Below are 16,112 nucleotides of genomic sequence, written 5' to 3' on the forward strand. Positions count from 1 at the left end.
GCAGAGGCCAGAGGCGAGTTAGAACCCCCATGCAGATTCACCAGTACGACACCGTCATCGTCGGCGCCGGCGGCGCCGGCATGCGCGCGGCCATCGAGTCGACGCAGCGCACCCGCACCGCCGTCCTGACCAAGCTCTACCCCACCCGGTCCCACACCGGCGCGGCCCAGGGCGGCATGTGCGCCGCCCTCGCCAACGTCGAGGAGGACAACTGGGAGTGGCACACCTTCGACACGGTCAAGGGTGGTGACTACCTGGTCGACCAGGACGCCGCCGAGATCATGTGCAAGGAGGCCATCGACGCCGTCCTCGACCTGGAGAAGATGGGCCTGCCCTTCTCCCGCACCGAGCAGGGCCGGATCGACCAGCGCCGCTTCGGCGGTCACTCCCGCAACCACGGCGAGGCCCCGGTCCGCCGCTCGTGCTACGCGGCCGACCGCACCGGCCACATGATCCTCCAGACGCTGTTCCAGAACTGCGTCAAGCACGGCGTCGAGTTCTTCAACGAGTTCTACGTCCTCGACCTGCTGATCAACGACGGCAAGACGTCCGGCGTCGTCGCCTACGAGCTGGCCACCGGCGAGATCCACGTCTTCCAGGCCAAGTCGGTCGTGTTCGCCTCCGGCGGCACCGGCAAGTTCTTCAAGGTCTCCTCCAACGCCCACACCCTCACCGGTGACGGCCAGGCCCTGGTGTACCGCCGCGGCCTGCCGCTGGAGGACATGGAGTTCTTCCAGTTCCACCCGACGGGCATCTGGCGCATGGGCATCCTGCTCACCGAGGGCGCCCGCGGCGAGGGCGGCATCCTGCGCAACAAGGACGGCGAGCGCTTCATGGAGCGCTACGCCCCCGTCATGAAGGACCTCGCGTCCCGTGACGTCTGCTCCCGCGCGATCTACACCGAGATCCGCGAGGGCCGCGGCTGCGGTCCCGAGGGCGACCACGTCTACCTGGACCTGACCCACCTGCCGCCGGAGCAGCTGGACGCCAAGCTCCCGGACATCACCGAGTTCGCCCGCACCTACCTCGGCATCGAGCCCTACACGGACCCGATCCCGATCCAGCCCACCGCGCACTACGCCATGGGCGGCATCCCGACCAACGTCGAGGGTGAGGTGCTGCGCAACAACACCGACATCGTCCCGGGCCTGTACGCGGCCGGCGAGGTCGCCTGCGTGTCCGTGCACGGCGCCAACCGCCTGGGCACCAACTCGCTGCTGGACATCAACGTGTTCGGCCGTCGCGCGGGCATCGCCGCCGCCGACTACGCCAACGAGCACGAGTTCGTCGAGCTGCCCGAGAACCCGGCCGAGAAGGTCCAGGCGCTGGTCGACGGCCTGCGCGAGTCCACCGGCACCGAGTCCGTGGCGCAGATCCGCAAGGAGCTGCAGGAGACCATGGACGCCAACGCGATGGTGTACCGCACCGGCGCCACCCTGAAGCAGGCGGTCGAGGACATCGCCGCGCTGAAGGAGCGCTACAAGCACGTCTCCATCCAGGACAAGGGCTTCCGGTACAACACGGACCTGCTGGAGGCCGTCGAGCTGGGCAACCTGCTCGACCTGGCCGAGGTGCTGGCCGTCTCCGCGCTGGCCCGCGAGGAGTCGCGCGGCGGCCACTACCGCGAGGACTTCCCGACCCGTGACGACGTGAAGTTCATGCAGCACACCATGGCGTACCAGGAGGTGGCCGCCGACGGCAGCACCTCCATCCGCCTCGACTACAAGCCGGTCGTCACGACCCGCTACCAGCCGATGGAGCGTAAGTACTGATGAGCACTCCTACCGTGGAGAAGCACTCGGCCGCTCTGGACGCGGTCGAGGCGGGCGGCGTCGAGCTGATCACCGTCACCTTCCGGATCCGCCGGTTCAACCCGGAGGAGCACCCGGACCCGGTGTGGGTGGACTACCAGCTGACGATGGACCCGAAGGAGCGCGTCCTGGACGCGCTCAACAAGATCAAGTGGGAGCAGGACGGCACCCTCACCTACCGCCGTTCCTGCGCGCACGGCATCTGCGGCTCCGACGCCATGCGGATCAACGGCCGCAACCGGCTGGCGTGCAAGACCCTGATCAAGGACGTCGACCCGGAGAAGCCGATCACGATCGAGGCCATCAAGGGCCTCACGGTCCTCAAGGACCTGGTCGTGGACATGGACCCGTTCTTCCAGGCGTACAAGGACGTCATGCCGTTCCTCATCACCAAGGGGAACGACCCGACCCGCGAGCGCCTGCAGTCCGCCGAGGACCGCGAGCGCTTCGACGACACCACCAAGTGCATCCTGTGCGCCGCGTGCACGTCGTCCTGCCCGGTGTTCTGGAACGACGGCCAGTACTTCGGCCCGGCCGCGATCGTGAACGCGCACCGCTTCATCTTCGACTCCCGCGACGAGGGCGCCGAGCAGCGGCTGGAGATCCTCAACGACCGTGAGGGCGTGTGGCGCTGCCGCACCACCTTCAACTGCTCCGAGGCCTGCCCGCGTGGCATCGAGGTCACCAAGGCGATCCAGGAAGTGAAGCGGGCCCTGGTCACCCGCCGCTTCTGACCCCCGCCCGACAGCCGGCCGAGGCCCCGTCCGATCCTCCCGATCGGACGGGGCCTCGGCCGTTGGTCACTTCAGGACGCCGAGATCCTTCGGGCCGGTCCAGCCGCTGAACGTCACCAGGTGCCGGTCGGCCGTGACGGCCCACAGGTCCGGCTTGCCGTCCCCGTCACCGTCTCCCGAGCTGCCCAGCGTCGGGTAGGCGGCCGTGGTGAAACCGGTGGCGACGACACCGGACGCCGGGTCGGCGAGGGCGGAGAAGTCGAAGGTGCCGTCGGCCTTCTTCGGGATCGGGTAGGCGTGCAGCACGCCCGTGGCCCGCTCGCGCGCCCACAGGGCGAGGTCCCCGGCCGCGTCCGGGCCCGGGGCGATCAGGTCGTAGCCCGCCCAGGCACCGCTGGTGGTGAGCTTGCGGACCTTCTGGGCACCGAAGCTGAAGTCGCCGCCCGCGTGCAGCCAGAGGTTGCCGTCCTCAAGAGTGAGCAGCGACGGGGCGAACCCGCCGGCCACCGGGCCGAGCGCCACGAGCTGGTCGGCCTTCGACCAGTCGGAGGCGTAGTCGACTGGGCACGGCGCTGCCGCCCCGGCATCGTTCAGGCAGCGGTCGGAGCGCACGGCGCCCGTCCAGCTCTGGGTGAACGAGCCGTAGTCGAAGTTTCGGTACTGGTAGAGATAGGCGTCACCCGGCTGGTGGACGAAGAGGTCGTCCGAGGACGGCGCGTGGCTCTTCGCCCAGCCCCGGTGCGCCACCTGGAACTGTGCCCAACTGCCATCGCTCGGTGCCCGGTTGGCAGCGATGACGGCATTCGGCGTGGTGTCGCCCGCGTTGACCCCGAAGGACTGCAGGTTGCCCTGTGCATCGGGGAGCAGGGTGTCCGCGACGCCGTCGCCGTCGACGTCGCCGAGGGTCGTCGGCGGCTTCGGGTTGGAGGGTGCGTAGAAGCTGTACGAGGCTTGCCCGACGTTGCCCGCTTCGTCGACCACCTGCACGTTGAGGTTGTTGGTGCCCCAGTTCAGGACCTTCAGGTTGACGGTCAGCGTGCCGGTGGCGTCCGGCTTGACGGCGTCCGACGAGGTGCAGTCGCCCACCCCGAGGGTGCCGAAGCCGTACCGGAAGCAGGCGACGCCCGAGGCCTCCCCTCCCGCCGGTGCCGGGTCGGTGCCGTTGAGGACGAAGGTGCCCTTCTGTCCGGCGTACTTGGTGGCCGTCCCGCCCGCGCCGCTTGCCGGGAAGTCAGGGGAGGAGATCACAGCGGCGGGCGACGTGGTGTCCACCTTGAAGTGACAGTCCACCGATGGCGCCGAGGCTTCCCCGGACTTCAGGGCCCAGGCGTGCCAGGCGTAGCTGTGCCCGTCCTGCAGGCCCGGTACAGCGACGCTCGCGTGCTGGGCGACGGCCTGGGCCTCGCCGGTGAACACCGGCTGCTCGGCACCCGTCGTCCTGTCCCAGACACCGAACCGCGCGGCGTCGCCGGTGATCTGGGCCCTGAGGGTCGGACCGCCGATGGTCCGCCCGACCCAGCCCGGGTCGGTGGCCTCGTCGCAGGCGTCGGTGCGCTCCCCGGTGGACGCGTGCCCCGGCTGCGGCGACGCCGTCATCCCGAGCACCACGGGCCCGGGGTCGGCTGCGGTCGCGGTCGGTGCCGCGAGCAGCCCGGCGGCCAGGGCCACTGCGGCCGCCCCGCCGAGTCGATGGACATGCACGGGCTTCATCAGAATCCCCACCCCTGGTCAGCAGATCTGTTCGGTGCGTGTTCAAGCCGTGAGGATCTTGCCAGCGGGGTCTGACAGCGGCAACGGAATTGACCGGTCAGTCGGCGGCCGGGGTGCGGCGGGTGGCGCGGAGGCCGCGCAGGCCGATGGCGCCGACGGCGATGCCGAGGAGGAAGGAGGTGACGGCGAGGAGGAGGTGGATCCAGAAGAAGGCGGTGGGCTGGGAGTGGTCGCCGTTGGTGAAGGCCTGGCCGCCGGAGTCCTTCCAGAGGTTCTTGACGAAGGTCGTCCAGATGATGATCGACCAGACGCCGAAGGCGGTCAGGAACCAGGAGGTGCGGCGGCTGAGCTTCATGGGGGTCCTCGGCGGGGTGTGAAGGCGGTGTGCGTCCCCCAGTATGCGCGGGCCGCCGATCGGCCTACTGCGGGCCCCTCATGCGGAGGACGGGACCGGTGTGGCGGACGACGGGGAACCGGAGTGGGTACGGTCTGCGGGTGCCCACACGCCGTCAGAAGTTCGCGCACCTGTTCGCCGCGGTCGCCGCGGTCCTCCCGGTCCTGCTCGCCGCCCCGGGGGCGGTCGCGGCCCCGGGGCAGCCGCCCCCGCAGACGACCGCCGCGATCGGCGGCGAGCGGCTCGGGCTCTCCGGGGTCCAGGTCTCCCCGCTGGCCGGCGCCCCGGCGCTGCCGGGGGATCTCACCGGCCAGTCCTGGATAGTCTCCGACGCCACGACCGGTGACGTGCTGGCCGCCAGCAACCCGCATCTGCGGCTGGCCCCGGCCAGCACCCTGAAGATCCTCTTCGCCGACACCGTGCTGCCCAAGTTCGACCGCAACGCGGTGCACAAGGTCACCGACGAGGAGATCACCGGGATCGGCGCCGGCAGCAGCCTGGTCGGCATCAAGGAGAACCTGGAGTACCGGGTCGAGGACCTGTGGCGCGGGGTGTTCCTGAGCTCGGGCAACGACGCCGTGCACGTCCTGGCGCACATGAACGGCGGCGTGCCGCAGACCGTCACCGAGATGCAGGCCCGCGCCGACGCCCTGCAGGCCCGGGACACCCGGGTGGTCTCCCCGGACGGCTACGACATGGACGGGCAGGTCTCCTCGGCCTACGACCTGTCGCTGTTCGCCCGGGCCGGCCTGCGCAATCCCGACTTCCGGATGTACTGCGCCACCAGGGACGCGATGTTCCCGGGTGCGGTGGACCGCAACACCGGCCAGCGCGGCAGCTTCGGGATCGCCAACACGGACCGCCTGCTGGGCAAGTACCCCGGCCTGATCGGCGTGAAGAACGGCTTCACCACCAACGCCGGCTCGACCTTCGTGGGCGCCGCCGAACGCAACGGCCGCACCCTGCTGGTGACCGTGATGCACCCGACCACCTACCAGAAGGTCTACGACGAGACGGCCGCCCTGCTGGACTGGGGCTTCGCGGCGGCCGGCAAGGTCCAGCCGGTCGGCAGGCTGGTCGACGAGCTCCCGCCCTCGGGTACGCCGACCGGCCAGGCCGGCGGCACCGCCGGCGCCCCCGAGCCCCCGCCGCACCCGGCCGCCACCACCGGGCCCGCCGCCGCACCCACCATCACCGCCGAGGACGACGGGCTCGGCCTCGGCGGCTGGCTGGCCGTCGCGCTGGTGCTGGCCGCGGCCGGCTACGGCGCGCTGGTCCTGCGCCGCCACCGCAGGACGGGCGGCTGACATCCGTCGGACGAACGGCCCGGCCTCACTCCCGAGGCCGGGCCTTCGTCGTGTTCCCGGCCGCGTCCGCCTCGGCCTCGTCGGCCGCCGCCAGCAGTGCCCGGCCGTGCTCCCGGGTGCGCTCCCGGGCGGCCACCGGATCGGCCAGCGCCGTCCAGGCCACGCAGTACATCAGCAGCCGGGAGACGAAGTTGATCCACAGCAGCAGCGCCACCGGCACGCCGAAGGCGCCGTACAGGCTCTTGCCGGCGACCGAGCCGAGGTAGGAGGCGAGCAGGACCTTCAGCAGCTCGAAGCCGACCGCGCCGATCAGCGCGCCCTGCAGCACGTCCCGGCGGCGCTGGCCGCCGATCCCGGGGAACGGCGCCAGCAGGTAGGCGAAGAGCAGCGTGTCGCACGCTATGGCGATGAGCACGCCGACCCCGGTCAGCAGGTAGCCGCTGCGCAGCCCGATCCAGTCGGCGATCCGCCCGGCCAGCGTCGTTCCGGCGGTGGAGGCGGCCAGCGAGACCAGCGACACCACGCCGAGGCCGGCCAGCACCACGCAGTCCCAGGCCTTGCGCAGCACCAGGTTGGCGTCGTCGTCGGGCAGCTGCCAGACGTCCCGGATCGAGGTGCGCATGGTGTTCACCCAGCCGAGGCCGGAGACCAGCAGCAGCGCCCCGCCGACCAGCCCGACGGCGCCCGCGTTGGCCACCAGGGACGGCAGGTTGAGCGCCTCCGAGATGCCCGGCAGCTGGTCGGAGATGTGCTTCTGCAGGTTCGCCACCTGTCCGCTGTCGAGCGTCGAGACGGCGATCGCCAGGCCGACCGTGAGCAGCGGGAACAGGGCGAGGAAGCCGAAGAAGGTGACCGCGCCGGCCAGGCGGTTGCCCCGGGCCGCGGAGAAGTACTCGTACACCCGGTACGGGCGGCTGCGCAGCACCCACGCCACGAGCGGGCCGACGACCGGAAGACGGGTCAGGAAGTCCACCCGACCGGTTATACCGGTCCGTCCCCCGAATGGCCGTCAGGCTCGACGCGGACCGGGGCCGGTGTGGCGGCGGGGACGGCGGCCCCGGCTCAGCGGCGGACCAGTCGGCGGGCCCGGGCGAGGGCGCGGACGGCCTGGTAGGAGCCGTAGCGGCCGTGGCTGAGCAGTTCGGTGCGCACGCCGTCCACGCCGGCCGGCGGCCGGTAGCCGGCCGGGCGCAGCCGGGCGCAGTGCGCGGCGGCGCGGCGGAAGTACTCGCGGCGGTCGCCGGGCGGGATCCGGCCGGGCTTGGAGACCACGGTGTTGAGGTGGTGCAGCATCCGGCCGTAGACCACCGGGCGCCACCGGTCGAGGTCGGGGCGGCCGTCCAGGAAGGCGAAGACCAGGTCGTACTGGGCGAAGACGTCGAAGTGCTTGCGGCTGGCGGTGGCCAGGATGTTGCCGCCCTCCTGCCGCTGGCGGTAGTGCACGCCGACCTCGTCGAGCAGGGTGATCCGGGCGGCGGCGAGCAGCGCCGGGTACGTCCAGGGGGTGTCCTCGTAGTAGCCGGCCGGGAAGACCAGCCGCTGCGCGGTGACGAAGTCGCGGCGGTAGGCCTTGTTCCAGACGACCTGGAGCAGGTCGAGCAGGTCCGGGCGGGCGGCGAGGTCGAAGACGTCCGGGGAGGCGGCGCCGAACACGTGCGCGGAGGCGGCCCGGGTGATCCGGCCGTCGGCGTAGGTGCGGGCGTAGTCGTAGACCAGGACGTCCGGGTCGCCGGTGGCGGTGAGCCGGTCGTCGACGTGCTTCAGCAGGTCGGGGGTGAGCGTGTCGTCGCTGTCGAGGAAGATCACGTAGTCCCCGGTGGCGACCTCCAGGCCGGCGTTGCGGGCCCGGCCGAGGCCGACGTTCTCCGGCAGGTGCAGCACCCGGATCCGCGGGTCGTCGGCGGCGGCCTCGTCGAGCATCGCGCCGCAGCGGTCCGGGGAGCGGTCGTCCACCGCGATCAGTTCGAGGTCGGGGCCGCCCTGGCCGAGCACCGAATCGAGGCACTCGGCGAGGTAGTCCTGAACCTGGTACACGGGGACGATCACGCTGAAGCGGGGCACGGGGCCAGCGTAGTGGCCCCGAAGGGCCCCTTGGCCCGGAGGTAGGATCGGGGCGCACGTACGCACCGATTCACAGTGCGGTCAGGCCCCACCGGGCTGGCACGCTCCTTCCCGAGAAAGGCCTGCGTAGCCGATGGCTCCCCGCCTCTCCATCGTCGTTCCGATCTACAACGTCGAGCGTTACCTGGTCGAGTGCCTCGACTCGATCGCCGCACAGACCTTCACGGACTTCGAGTGCGTCATGGTCGACGACGGTTCGAAGGACGACAGCGCGGCCCTCGCCGAGGCGTACGCGGCCAAGGACTCCCGGTTCCGGCTGGTCCGCCAGGTGAACAAGGGCCTCGGCGCGGCCCGCAACACCGGCATCCGGCACATCGACCCGGACGCCGAGTTCCTGTGCTTCGTCGACAGCGACGACTCGATGCCGCCGAGTGCGTACGAGCTGATGATCAACACCCTGGACGAGACCGGCTCGGACTTCGCCACCGGCAACGTGCTGCGGTTCCGCGCGGTGGGCTACTACCAGTCCGGCGGGCACTCGAGGCCGTTCAAGGAGACCAGGCTCAAGACGCACATCACCGAGATCCCGGCGCTGGTCACCGACCGCACCGCGTGGAACAAGGTGTACCGCCGCTCCTTCTTCGACGCGGCCGGCATCCTCTACCCCGAGGGCATCCTGTACGAGGACGCGCCGGTCAGCGTGCCGCACCACTACCTCGCCAAGAGCGTGGACGTCCTCTCCGAGCCGATCTACCACTGGCGCGAGCGCGAGGTCGGCGAGATGTCGATCACACAGATGCGCACCAACCCCAAGGGCCTGATCGACCGCGTCGCCTCGGTCGAGCTGGTCCGCGGCTGGCTGAAGAAGCAGACCGAGCCGCGCTTCGCCCAGTACCTGCGCTCCTACGACGAGAACACCCTCGTCGAGGAGATCCCGATGTTCTTCTGGTCCGTCGTGGACGGCGACAAGGAGTACCGGGACGCCTACGCCACGAACGTCAGCCGGCTGCTGCGGGCGATCGGCCCCGAGCAGGTCCGCAAGCTGCGGGCGCCGCTGCGGCTGAAGTACCACCTGACCCTGCAGGGCCGGATCGACGAGTTCGTCGAGCAGATCAAGTACGAGGGCGAGAGCAACGGCGGTGTCCAGGCCCGCGGCCTGCTGCGCCCGTACGCCGACTACCCGTTCCTGCGCGGCGGGCGCAAGAGCGTGCCGTCCGGCGTGCTCAAGCTGGACAACTCGCTGGTCATGCGCAGCCGGCTGTACGAGACGGCCTGGACCGGCGGACGGCTGCAGCTGACCGGGCACGCCTACCCGGAGCAGCTGGGCGCGGCCAACAGGCACGACATGGTCCGCACCCTGGTGCTGCGCGAGGCCAAGGGCCGGCGGGTGATCGCGGTGCCGATGAAGACCCAGTACAGCCCCGAGGCCACCGCCAGCTGCAACCACGACCTGTACAACTGCGACTGGGCCGGCTTCACCGTCGGCATCGACCCGAAGAAGCTCAAGCACCGCGGCCAGTGGAAGGACGGCAACTGGCGCGTCCTGGTGGCCGGCGCGGGCAAGGGCGGCGTCTACAAGGGCCGGATCTCGGCCGGGTGGAGCGACACCGCGCAGTACATCCCGGCGCACTGGGTCGAGCCGGACGTGCGGATCGTGCCGTGGGTCCGGGACGGCTTCGTCTACCTGCGGGTGGAGACGGTCAAGGCCCGGGTGACCGGCCTGGCCGCGCACGGCGGCCGGGTGGAGGTCTCGGGCGCGGCGCGCTCCGGCTCGAGCTTCGCCGGGGCCCGGCTGCGGCTCACCCACGTCGAGTCCGACCGCGAGCTGGCCTTCCCGCTGGAGCTGGGCGCGCCGGTCGGCACCCTGCAGCCGTTCGCCGCCTCCTTCCCGGTGGCCGAGCTGACCGCCGTCCGCGAGGCCTGGGCCGAGCTGGACCCGGTGGCCGCCGAACGCGCCCGCGACCGCTGGGACACCGTCCTGGTGCTCGCCGACGGCAGCACCGTGCCGGTGACCTGGGACGACCGCAACGCCCCCGGGCAGCTGCACCTGCCGCTCAACCCGGACGCCCCGGTCGACCAGCGCCGGGCGCTCTACTCCAAGCCCTCCCCCGGCGGCTACCTGCAGTTCTCCGACCAGCTGCTGCAGCCGCTGGTGGACGAGGTCTCCGCGCGCGGCGCGGACGGCTTCCTGCTCAGCGGCTCGTTCCCGCTGTCCGGCGCGCACCGCTGGGAGCTGGTGGTCCGGCACAACTGGCGCGAGGAGGAGCACGTCTACCCGGTGGAGATCGCGGACGGCCGGTTCCGGACCGCGCTGCCCACCGTGCCGACGGCCTCCTTCGCCGGCCGGGTGCCGCTCGCCCAGGGCACCTGGGACGTCTTCTTCCGCCCGGTCGGCGCGCCCGTCGACGAGGTCGCGACCTCGTACGCGCTGATCACGCCGGACTGCTTCGCCGCCCTGCCGCTGGAGGTGGAGTCCCGTGGGAAGCGCATAGTGCTGGAGCGCCGCCACCACGACGGCCTCTCCCTGGAGTCGCACTCGGCGCTGCTGCCCGAGGAGCGCAGCGGCTACCGCCAGCGCCAGCTCCGGTCGGTCGACTACCCGAACGCCCGTCGCCACCCGGTGCGCGACACCGTGCTCTACAACGTCGGGCTCGGCGGCCTGTACGCCGACTCGCCGCGGGCGATCCACGAGGAGCTGGTCCGCCGCGGCCTGCCGCTGGAGCACCTGTGGGGCAGCGACGACCTGCAGGCCGAGCTGCCGCAGACGGCGAGCGCGGTCCGGCTCTGGAGCCCGGAGTGGTTCGAGGCGCTGGCCACCGCCAAGTACATCGTCACCAGCACCCACCTGCCCGACTTCTTCGTCCGCCGCCCCGGCCAGGTGGTCGTGCAGACCTGGCTCGGCAGCCCGCTGAAGCAGATCGGCCTCGACTTCGAGAAGGTCTGGTTCACCGATTCGAACTACCTGAAGGGCCTCGCCCGGGAGGTGCCGAACTGGAGCCTGCTGGTCGCCGGAAACAGCTGGTCGGCCCCGGTGCTGCGGCGTGCGTTCGATTTCAAGGGCGAGATTCTGGAAAGCGGCTCCCCCCGGAACGACCTGCTGTTCGCGGTCGACCGGGAGAAGACCGCCGAGCAGGTCCGCGAACGCCTCGGCCTGCCCGAGGGCAAGAAGGTCGTGCTGTACGCGCCGACCTGGCGCGAGGACCGGCGCCGGCCGAACGGCGGGTACCAGATGGACCTGCGACTCGACCTCGACGCGGCCAAGGCCGCACTCGGCGACGACCAGGTGCTGCTGGTGCGCCGGCACAGCGTGATGTGCGGTCAGATCCCGGGCGCCGGCAACGGCTACATCTGGGACGTCGGCAGCTACCCCGACATGGCGGAGCTGCTGCTGATCGCGGACGTGCTGGTCACCGACTACTCGGCGAGCGTGTTCGACTTCGCCGCGACCGGCAAGCCGGTCCTGTTCTTCACCTACGACCTGGAGCACTACCGCGACAACCTGCGCGGCTTCAGCCTGGACTTCGAGGCTGAGGTGCCCGGCCCGCTGCTGGCCACCTCCGGGGAACTGGTCGACGCGCTCGGGCGGGTGGACGAGGTGGCGGCCGAGTACGCCGACAAGGCCGCCGCGTTCCGCGAGGCGTACTGCGACCTGGACGACGGCAAGGCCTCCGCCCGGGTGGTCGACGCGATGCTCCGCACCGAGTAGCCGGGGAAGGCCCCAGAGCCCCGCGAGCCCCAGCCGAGGCGCCCGACGCGAACCGCGTCGGGCGCCTCGACGCTTTCCTGGGAATTCCCTGAGAGCACTTCACTCTTTATGCTTACATTGCATTCGAACTCATGTTTCGTTGACGAATTTCACGGGATATTCCCCGGTCTGCACAGTTGACCCCGGATGGCATCCCGGTATGGGATATCAATTCGGCCCCGGTGCAATCGGAATCGGCCCGGCGGCCCCGGTCCACCGCCATGGACCGGCCCCGTCCCGAAGGGCCTTCCCATGCCTGTGCTCACACGGTTCGTCCTTCCGCACGCCGCCCCCCGCGTGAGCACCGACCAGCCCACCCCCGACGAGGACGTCGCCTTCGGCCTGCTGCGCGCCCGCTGGACCGGCCGCGGCCTGGAGCTCACCGGCTTCGCCCGCCCGCACGACCTCGACACCGGCCGCCCCGGCTCCGCCTGGACCTGGCTGACCCTGCGCCACCCCGACGGGTCCCGGCCGCCCGTCCACCTGCGGTCCAGGCCCCGTCGGCTGCCCGAGGTCACCGACGACAGCGCCCAGCCCGAGTTCAACCACGACTGGTCCGGCTTCACCGCCCTGATCGAACCCGGCCGGCTGCGCCACGGCACCGACTGGCAGCTCGGCGACTGGCGGATCGAGACCACCCTGTTCACCCGCCCGCGCCCCACCCGGCTGCGCCGCCAGTACGGCGCCCTCGCCCCGCACTGGTGCGGCTCCGGCGAGTACCCGCCGGCCCGCTGGGTGGACCACGACGTCCGCCTCCAGCCGCACTTCGCCGACGGACGGCTGCGGCTGCTGCTCGAACGCCCCGGCCTCCGGCTCACCCACGCCACCCCCGCCGCCGACGGCCTCGACCTGCGCGGCGCCGCGGACTCCTGCCCGGCCGGCACCGTGCTGCGGCTGCGCCACCGCCAGAGCGACGCCGTGATCGAGCGGCCGGTCGCCCGCACCGGCAACACCTTCGCCGTCCACGTGCCGTACCGACCGTTCACCGCCGACGGGCGCGGCGGCGGTGAACTGGAGCACTGGGACGCCGAGTTGCTGCGCCCCGACGGCAGCGCCGAACAGCTCTGCCCGGACGAGCGCGGCGGCCCGGTGGCCGGCCAGCACCCGCTGCCCGACACCCCGGACCGCGCGCTCTACCTCAAGCACCTCGCCGACGGCCGGCTCCAGCTCTGCGTCCAGCCGGCGGCCGGCCTGGTCGAGCGGATCGCCGTCCGGGCCGGCGGCTTCGAGCTCACCGGCCACTGCCCGGACCGGTCCGCGGACCGACTGGAGCTGGTGCTGCGGCACACCGACACCGCGAGCGAGGTCCGCACACCGGTCGAGGCCGGCCCGGACGGCCGGTTCCGGGCCCGCCTGCCCGCCACCCGCACCGGCTCGGACGGCGCCGCCCTGCCGCTGCGCAAGGGCATCTGGGAGGCGGCGCTGGCGCCCGCCGGGCGGCCCGGCCCGAGCCGCCCGCTGCTCGCCGCACCCGCCGCGCTGCCCGCCCTGCCCGCCGCCGCCTCGGTCGGCGGCAAGCTGATCCTGCTCCAGCGCCGCTGGCACGACACCCTGCTGGTGGACTCCACGCCGGTGCTCACCCCCGCCGAGCGCAGCGCCTGGACGCAGAGCCGCCAGCGCTCCGTCCACTACCCCGCCGCCCGCCGCGAACCGCTGCGCGAGGCCGTGCTGTACGACGTGTTCGGCGGCCACGGCTACGCCGACTCGCCGCGCGCGGTGCACGCCGAACTCGCCCGCCGCGGCGTGCCGTTGGAGCACCTCTGGGTGGTCGACGACGCCCAGGCCGAGCTGCCGCCCGGGGTCCGGGCCGTCCGGATCTGGAGCCCGGAGTGGTACCGCGCGCTGGCCACCTGCCGGTACCTGGTCGGCAACACGCACTTCCCGGACTTCCTGGAGCGCCGCCCCGGCCAGGTGGTGCTGCAGACCTGGCACGGCTCCCTGCTGAAGCGGATCGCCCACGACGTCGACAACCCCTGGCTGGCCGACCACGGCTACCTGGAGGCGCTCGACCGGGAGACCCCGCAGTGGAGCCTGCTGCTCTCCCCCAGCCCCTTCGCCACCCCGATCCTGCGCCGCGCGTTCCGCTACGACGGCGAGATCCTGGAGGCCGGCTACCCGCGCAACGACGTGCTCGCCCGCCCCGACGCGGACACCGCAGCGGCCGTCCGCCGCCGGCTCGGCGTCCCGGACGGCAAGCGGATCGTGCTGTACGCACCGACCTGGCGGGAGGACCAGCAGCGCGGCGACGGCTTCCGGCTCGACCTGCGGCTGGACCTCGACCACGCCCGGCGCCTGCTCGGCCCGGACCACGTGCTGCTGGTCCGCCCGCACGCGCACGTCCGCGAGCCGCTGCCGGGCTCCGGGGACGGCTTCCTGTACGACTGCGGCGACTACCCCGACCCGCAGGAACTGCTGCTGATCGCGGACGTCCTGGTGACCGACTACTCGTCGATCATGTTCGACTTCGCGATCACCGGCCGCCCGGTGCTCTTCTTCACCTACGACCTGGAGCACTACCGCGACACCCTGCGCGGCTTCTCCTTCGACTTCGAGCCGCAGGCCCCCGGCCCGCTCGTCCCCACCTCGGCCGAACTGCTCGGCACGCTGCGCGAACTCGCCGACACCGGCGCGGACCTGCCACCCGGCTACGCCGAGCGCCACCGGCGCTTCCGGGCCGAGCACTGCGTCCTGGACGACGGCGACGCGGCCCGCCGGGTGGTCGACCGGATGCTCGAAGTCGGGCGGGCTACGCGGTAGTTCAGGGGAAGTGGCGGTTCAGGAGAACGGGTAGCTCCGCCAGGGCCGCCAGACCTCGTCCGTGTCGAAGCGGGAGAGGCCGAAGCCCGGCACCGCGAAGGCCGCCCGGAAGCCGCGCGCCTGCGCGTACGCCTGGTCCAGCACGTCGTCCGGCAGACCGTGCGCGACCGTCACGTGCGGGTGGTACGGGAAGGCCAACTCGCGGGCCAGCGGGCCGGAGCGGACGTCCGCCTCCAGCAGGCGGCACTCCTGCGCGCCCTCCTCGACCCTGACGAACACCACCGGGGAGACCGGACGGAAGGTGCCGGCGCCGCTCAGCAGCATCCGGAACGGCCGGTGCGCGGCCGCCACCGCCGCCAGGTGCTCCTCGATCTTCGGCAGCGCCGCGGCCGGCACCTCGGTCGGCGGCAGCAGGGTGACGTGCGTCGGTATCGACCGCGCCAGCGGATCCCCGTGCCCGGCCCGGGCGTCCTGGATCTCCGCACCGTACGGGTCCGGAACGCTCACGGACACGCCGATGGTGACGACCTCGGGGAGGTCGTCACCATCGGGCAGGCCTGTCAGCGGAGTCACCGCTTGGCGGCCGGGAGGAAGCCGATCCGGTCGTACACCGTCTCCAGGGTCTGCGCGGAGACCTCGCGGGCCTTCTCGCCGCCGATCGCCAGCACCCGGTCCAGCTCGGCCGGGTCGTCCAGGTAGACCCGGGTGCGCTCCTGGAACGGGGTGACCCACTCGGCGAACAGCTCGGCCAGCTCGGTCTTCAGGGCGCCGTACATCCGGCCCTCGAAGTGCGCGACCAGCTGGTCGATCGACTGGCCGCTGAGCGCGGAGTGGATGCGCAGCAGGTTGGAGACGCCGGGCTTGCCGTCCTCGTCGTAGGAGACGACGGTGCCGGTGTCGGTGATGGCGCTCTTGAACTTCTTGGCGCTCACCTTCGGGTCGTCCAGCAGGCTCACCAGGCCCTTGGTCGAGGAGGCCGACTTGCTCATCTTGGCGCCCGGGTCCTGCAGGTCCATGATCTTCGCCGTCTCCTTGAGGATGTACGGCTTCGGCACCACGAAGGTCGGCTGGAAGCGGGTGTTGAAGCGCTCCGCGAGGTCGCGGGTGAGCTCCACGTGCTGGCGCTGGTCCTCGCCGACCGGGACGGCGTCCGCCTGGTAGAGCAGGATGTCGGCGACCTGGAGGATCGGGTAGGTGAACAGGCCGACCGAGGTGCCGGCGGCACCCTGCTTGGCCGACTTGTCCTTGAACTGGGTCATCCGGGAGGCCTCGCCGAAGCCGGTGAGGCAGTTCATCACCCAGGCGAGCTGCGCGTGCTCGGGCACGTGCGACTGGACGAACAGGGTGCAGTGCTCCGGGTCCAGGCCGGCGCCGAGCAGCTGGGCGGCGGAGATCCGGGTGTTCTGGCGCAGCGTCGCCGGGTCCTGCTCGACGGTGATCGCGTGCAGGTCGACGACCATGTAGAAGGCGTCGTTCTCCTTCTGCAGATCGACCCACTGGCGCACCGCGCCCAGGTAGTTGCCGAGGTGGAACGAGCCGGAGGTGGGCTGGATCCCGGAGAGCACCCGGGGACGGTCCTTGACCGGACCAGTG

11 protein-coding genes are annotated in these 16,112 nt (G+C 71.8%); 5 read left to right on the top strand and 6 right to left on the bottom strand.

The annotated features are described in order from the left end of the window. Positions 1–29: 29 nt before the first annotated feature. Both sdhA and ACIO5E_RS25550 read left to right on the top strand, forming a co-directional pair. Positions 30–1,772 (top strand): succinate dehydrogenase flavoprotein subunit, encoded by a 1,743-nt coding sequence (gene sdhA / locus ACIO5E_RS25545; RefSeq protein ID WP_280674981.1) that lies wholly within the window; start codon positions 30–32, stop codon positions 1,770–1,772. Then, positions 1,772–2,545: a succinate dehydrogenase iron-sulfur subunit gene (locus ACIO5E_RS25550; RefSeq protein WP_400671886.1), complete on the top strand. Its 774-nt coding sequence runs from the start codon at positions 1,772–1,774 to the stop codon at positions 2,543–2,545. The genes sdhA and ACIO5E_RS25550 overlap by 1 nt, the downstream gene beginning before the upstream one ends. A 66-nt stretch (positions 2,546–2,611) precedes the next feature. Here the strand turns inward: ACIO5E_RS25550 and ACIO5E_RS25555 are convergent, their stop codons facing one another. Both ACIO5E_RS25555 and ACIO5E_RS25560 read right to left on the bottom strand, forming a co-directional pair. Next, complete coding sequence (locus ACIO5E_RS25555) at positions 2,612–4,255, bottom strand: hypothetical protein (protein ID WP_400671888.1); 1,644 nt, start codon at positions 4,253–4,255, stop codon at positions 2,612–2,614. Positions 4,256–4,352: 97 nt separating this feature from the next. Then, positions 4,353–4,610: an SCO4848 family membrane protein gene (locus ACIO5E_RS25560; protein ID WP_400671891.1), complete on the bottom strand. Its 258-nt coding sequence runs from the start codon at positions 4,608–4,610 to the stop codon at positions 4,353–4,355. Positions 4,611–4,750: 140 nt separating this feature from the next. Here ACIO5E_RS25560 and ACIO5E_RS25565 point away from each other — a divergent pair, with 140 nt between their 5' ends. Then, positions 4,751–5,956 carry a D-alanyl-D-alanine carboxypeptidase family protein gene (locus tag ACIO5E_RS25565; protein ID WP_400671894.1) on the top strand — a complete coding sequence of 402 codons (1,206 nt, stop codon included), beginning with the start codon at positions 4,751–4,753 and terminating at the stop codon, positions 5,954–5,956. Between the two features lie 25 nt (positions 5,957–5,981). On the opposite strand, the gene ACIO5E_RS25570 is transcribed toward ACIO5E_RS25565, so the two are convergent. Both ACIO5E_RS25570 and ACIO5E_RS25575 read right to left on the bottom strand, forming a co-directional pair. Continuing rightward, a complete protein-coding gene (locus ACIO5E_RS25570) occupies positions 5,982–6,929 on the bottom strand; it encodes a YihY/virulence factor BrkB family protein (protein WP_400671897.1) in 948 nt (315 codons plus the stop codon). 89 nt (positions 6,930–7,018) lie between these two features. Beyond that, positions 7,019–8,017 (bottom strand): glycosyltransferase family 2 protein, encoded by a 999-nt coding sequence (locus ACIO5E_RS25575; protein ID WP_400671900.1) that lies wholly within the window; start codon positions 8,015–8,017, stop codon positions 7,019–7,021. Positions 8,018–8,150: 133 nt separating this feature from the next. On the opposite strand from ACIO5E_RS25575, the gene ACIO5E_RS25580 reads away from it, so the two are divergent. Both ACIO5E_RS25580 and ACIO5E_RS25585 read left to right on the top strand, forming a co-directional pair. Continuing rightward, positions 8,151–11,723, top strand: coding sequence for a CDP-glycerol glycerophosphotransferase family protein (locus tag ACIO5E_RS25580; RefSeq protein ID WP_400671903.1), 3,573 nt, complete (start codon positions 8,151–8,153; stop codon positions 11,721–11,723). Positions 11,724–12,014: 291 nt separating this feature from the next. Then, on the top strand, positions 12,015–14,519 hold the full coding sequence (locus ACIO5E_RS25585; protein WP_400671905.1) for a CDP-glycerol glycerophosphotransferase family protein: 2,505 nt from the start codon (positions 12,015–12,017) through the stop codon (positions 14,517–14,519). Positions 14,520–14,537: 18 nt separating this feature from the next. On the opposite strand, the gene ACIO5E_RS25590 is transcribed toward ACIO5E_RS25585, so the two are convergent. Further along, a complete protein-coding gene (locus tag ACIO5E_RS25590) occupies positions 14,538–15,026 on the bottom strand; it encodes a 2'-5' RNA ligase family protein (RefSeq protein WP_400671907.1) in 489 nt (162 codons plus the stop codon). Between the two features lie 62 nt (positions 15,027–15,088). Further along, entirely contained in the window at positions 15,089–16,084 is a 996-nt protein-coding gene (trpS, locus tag ACIO5E_RS25595; protein WP_280675756.1) for a tryptophan--tRNA ligase, read from the bottom strand. Positions 16,085–16,112: the final 28 nt, after the last annotated feature.

This window comes from Kitasatospora sp. NPDC087314 (assembly GCF_044744365.1).
Classification (GTDB): Bacteria; Actinomycetota; Actinomycetes; order Streptomycetales; family Streptomycetaceae; genus Kitasatospora.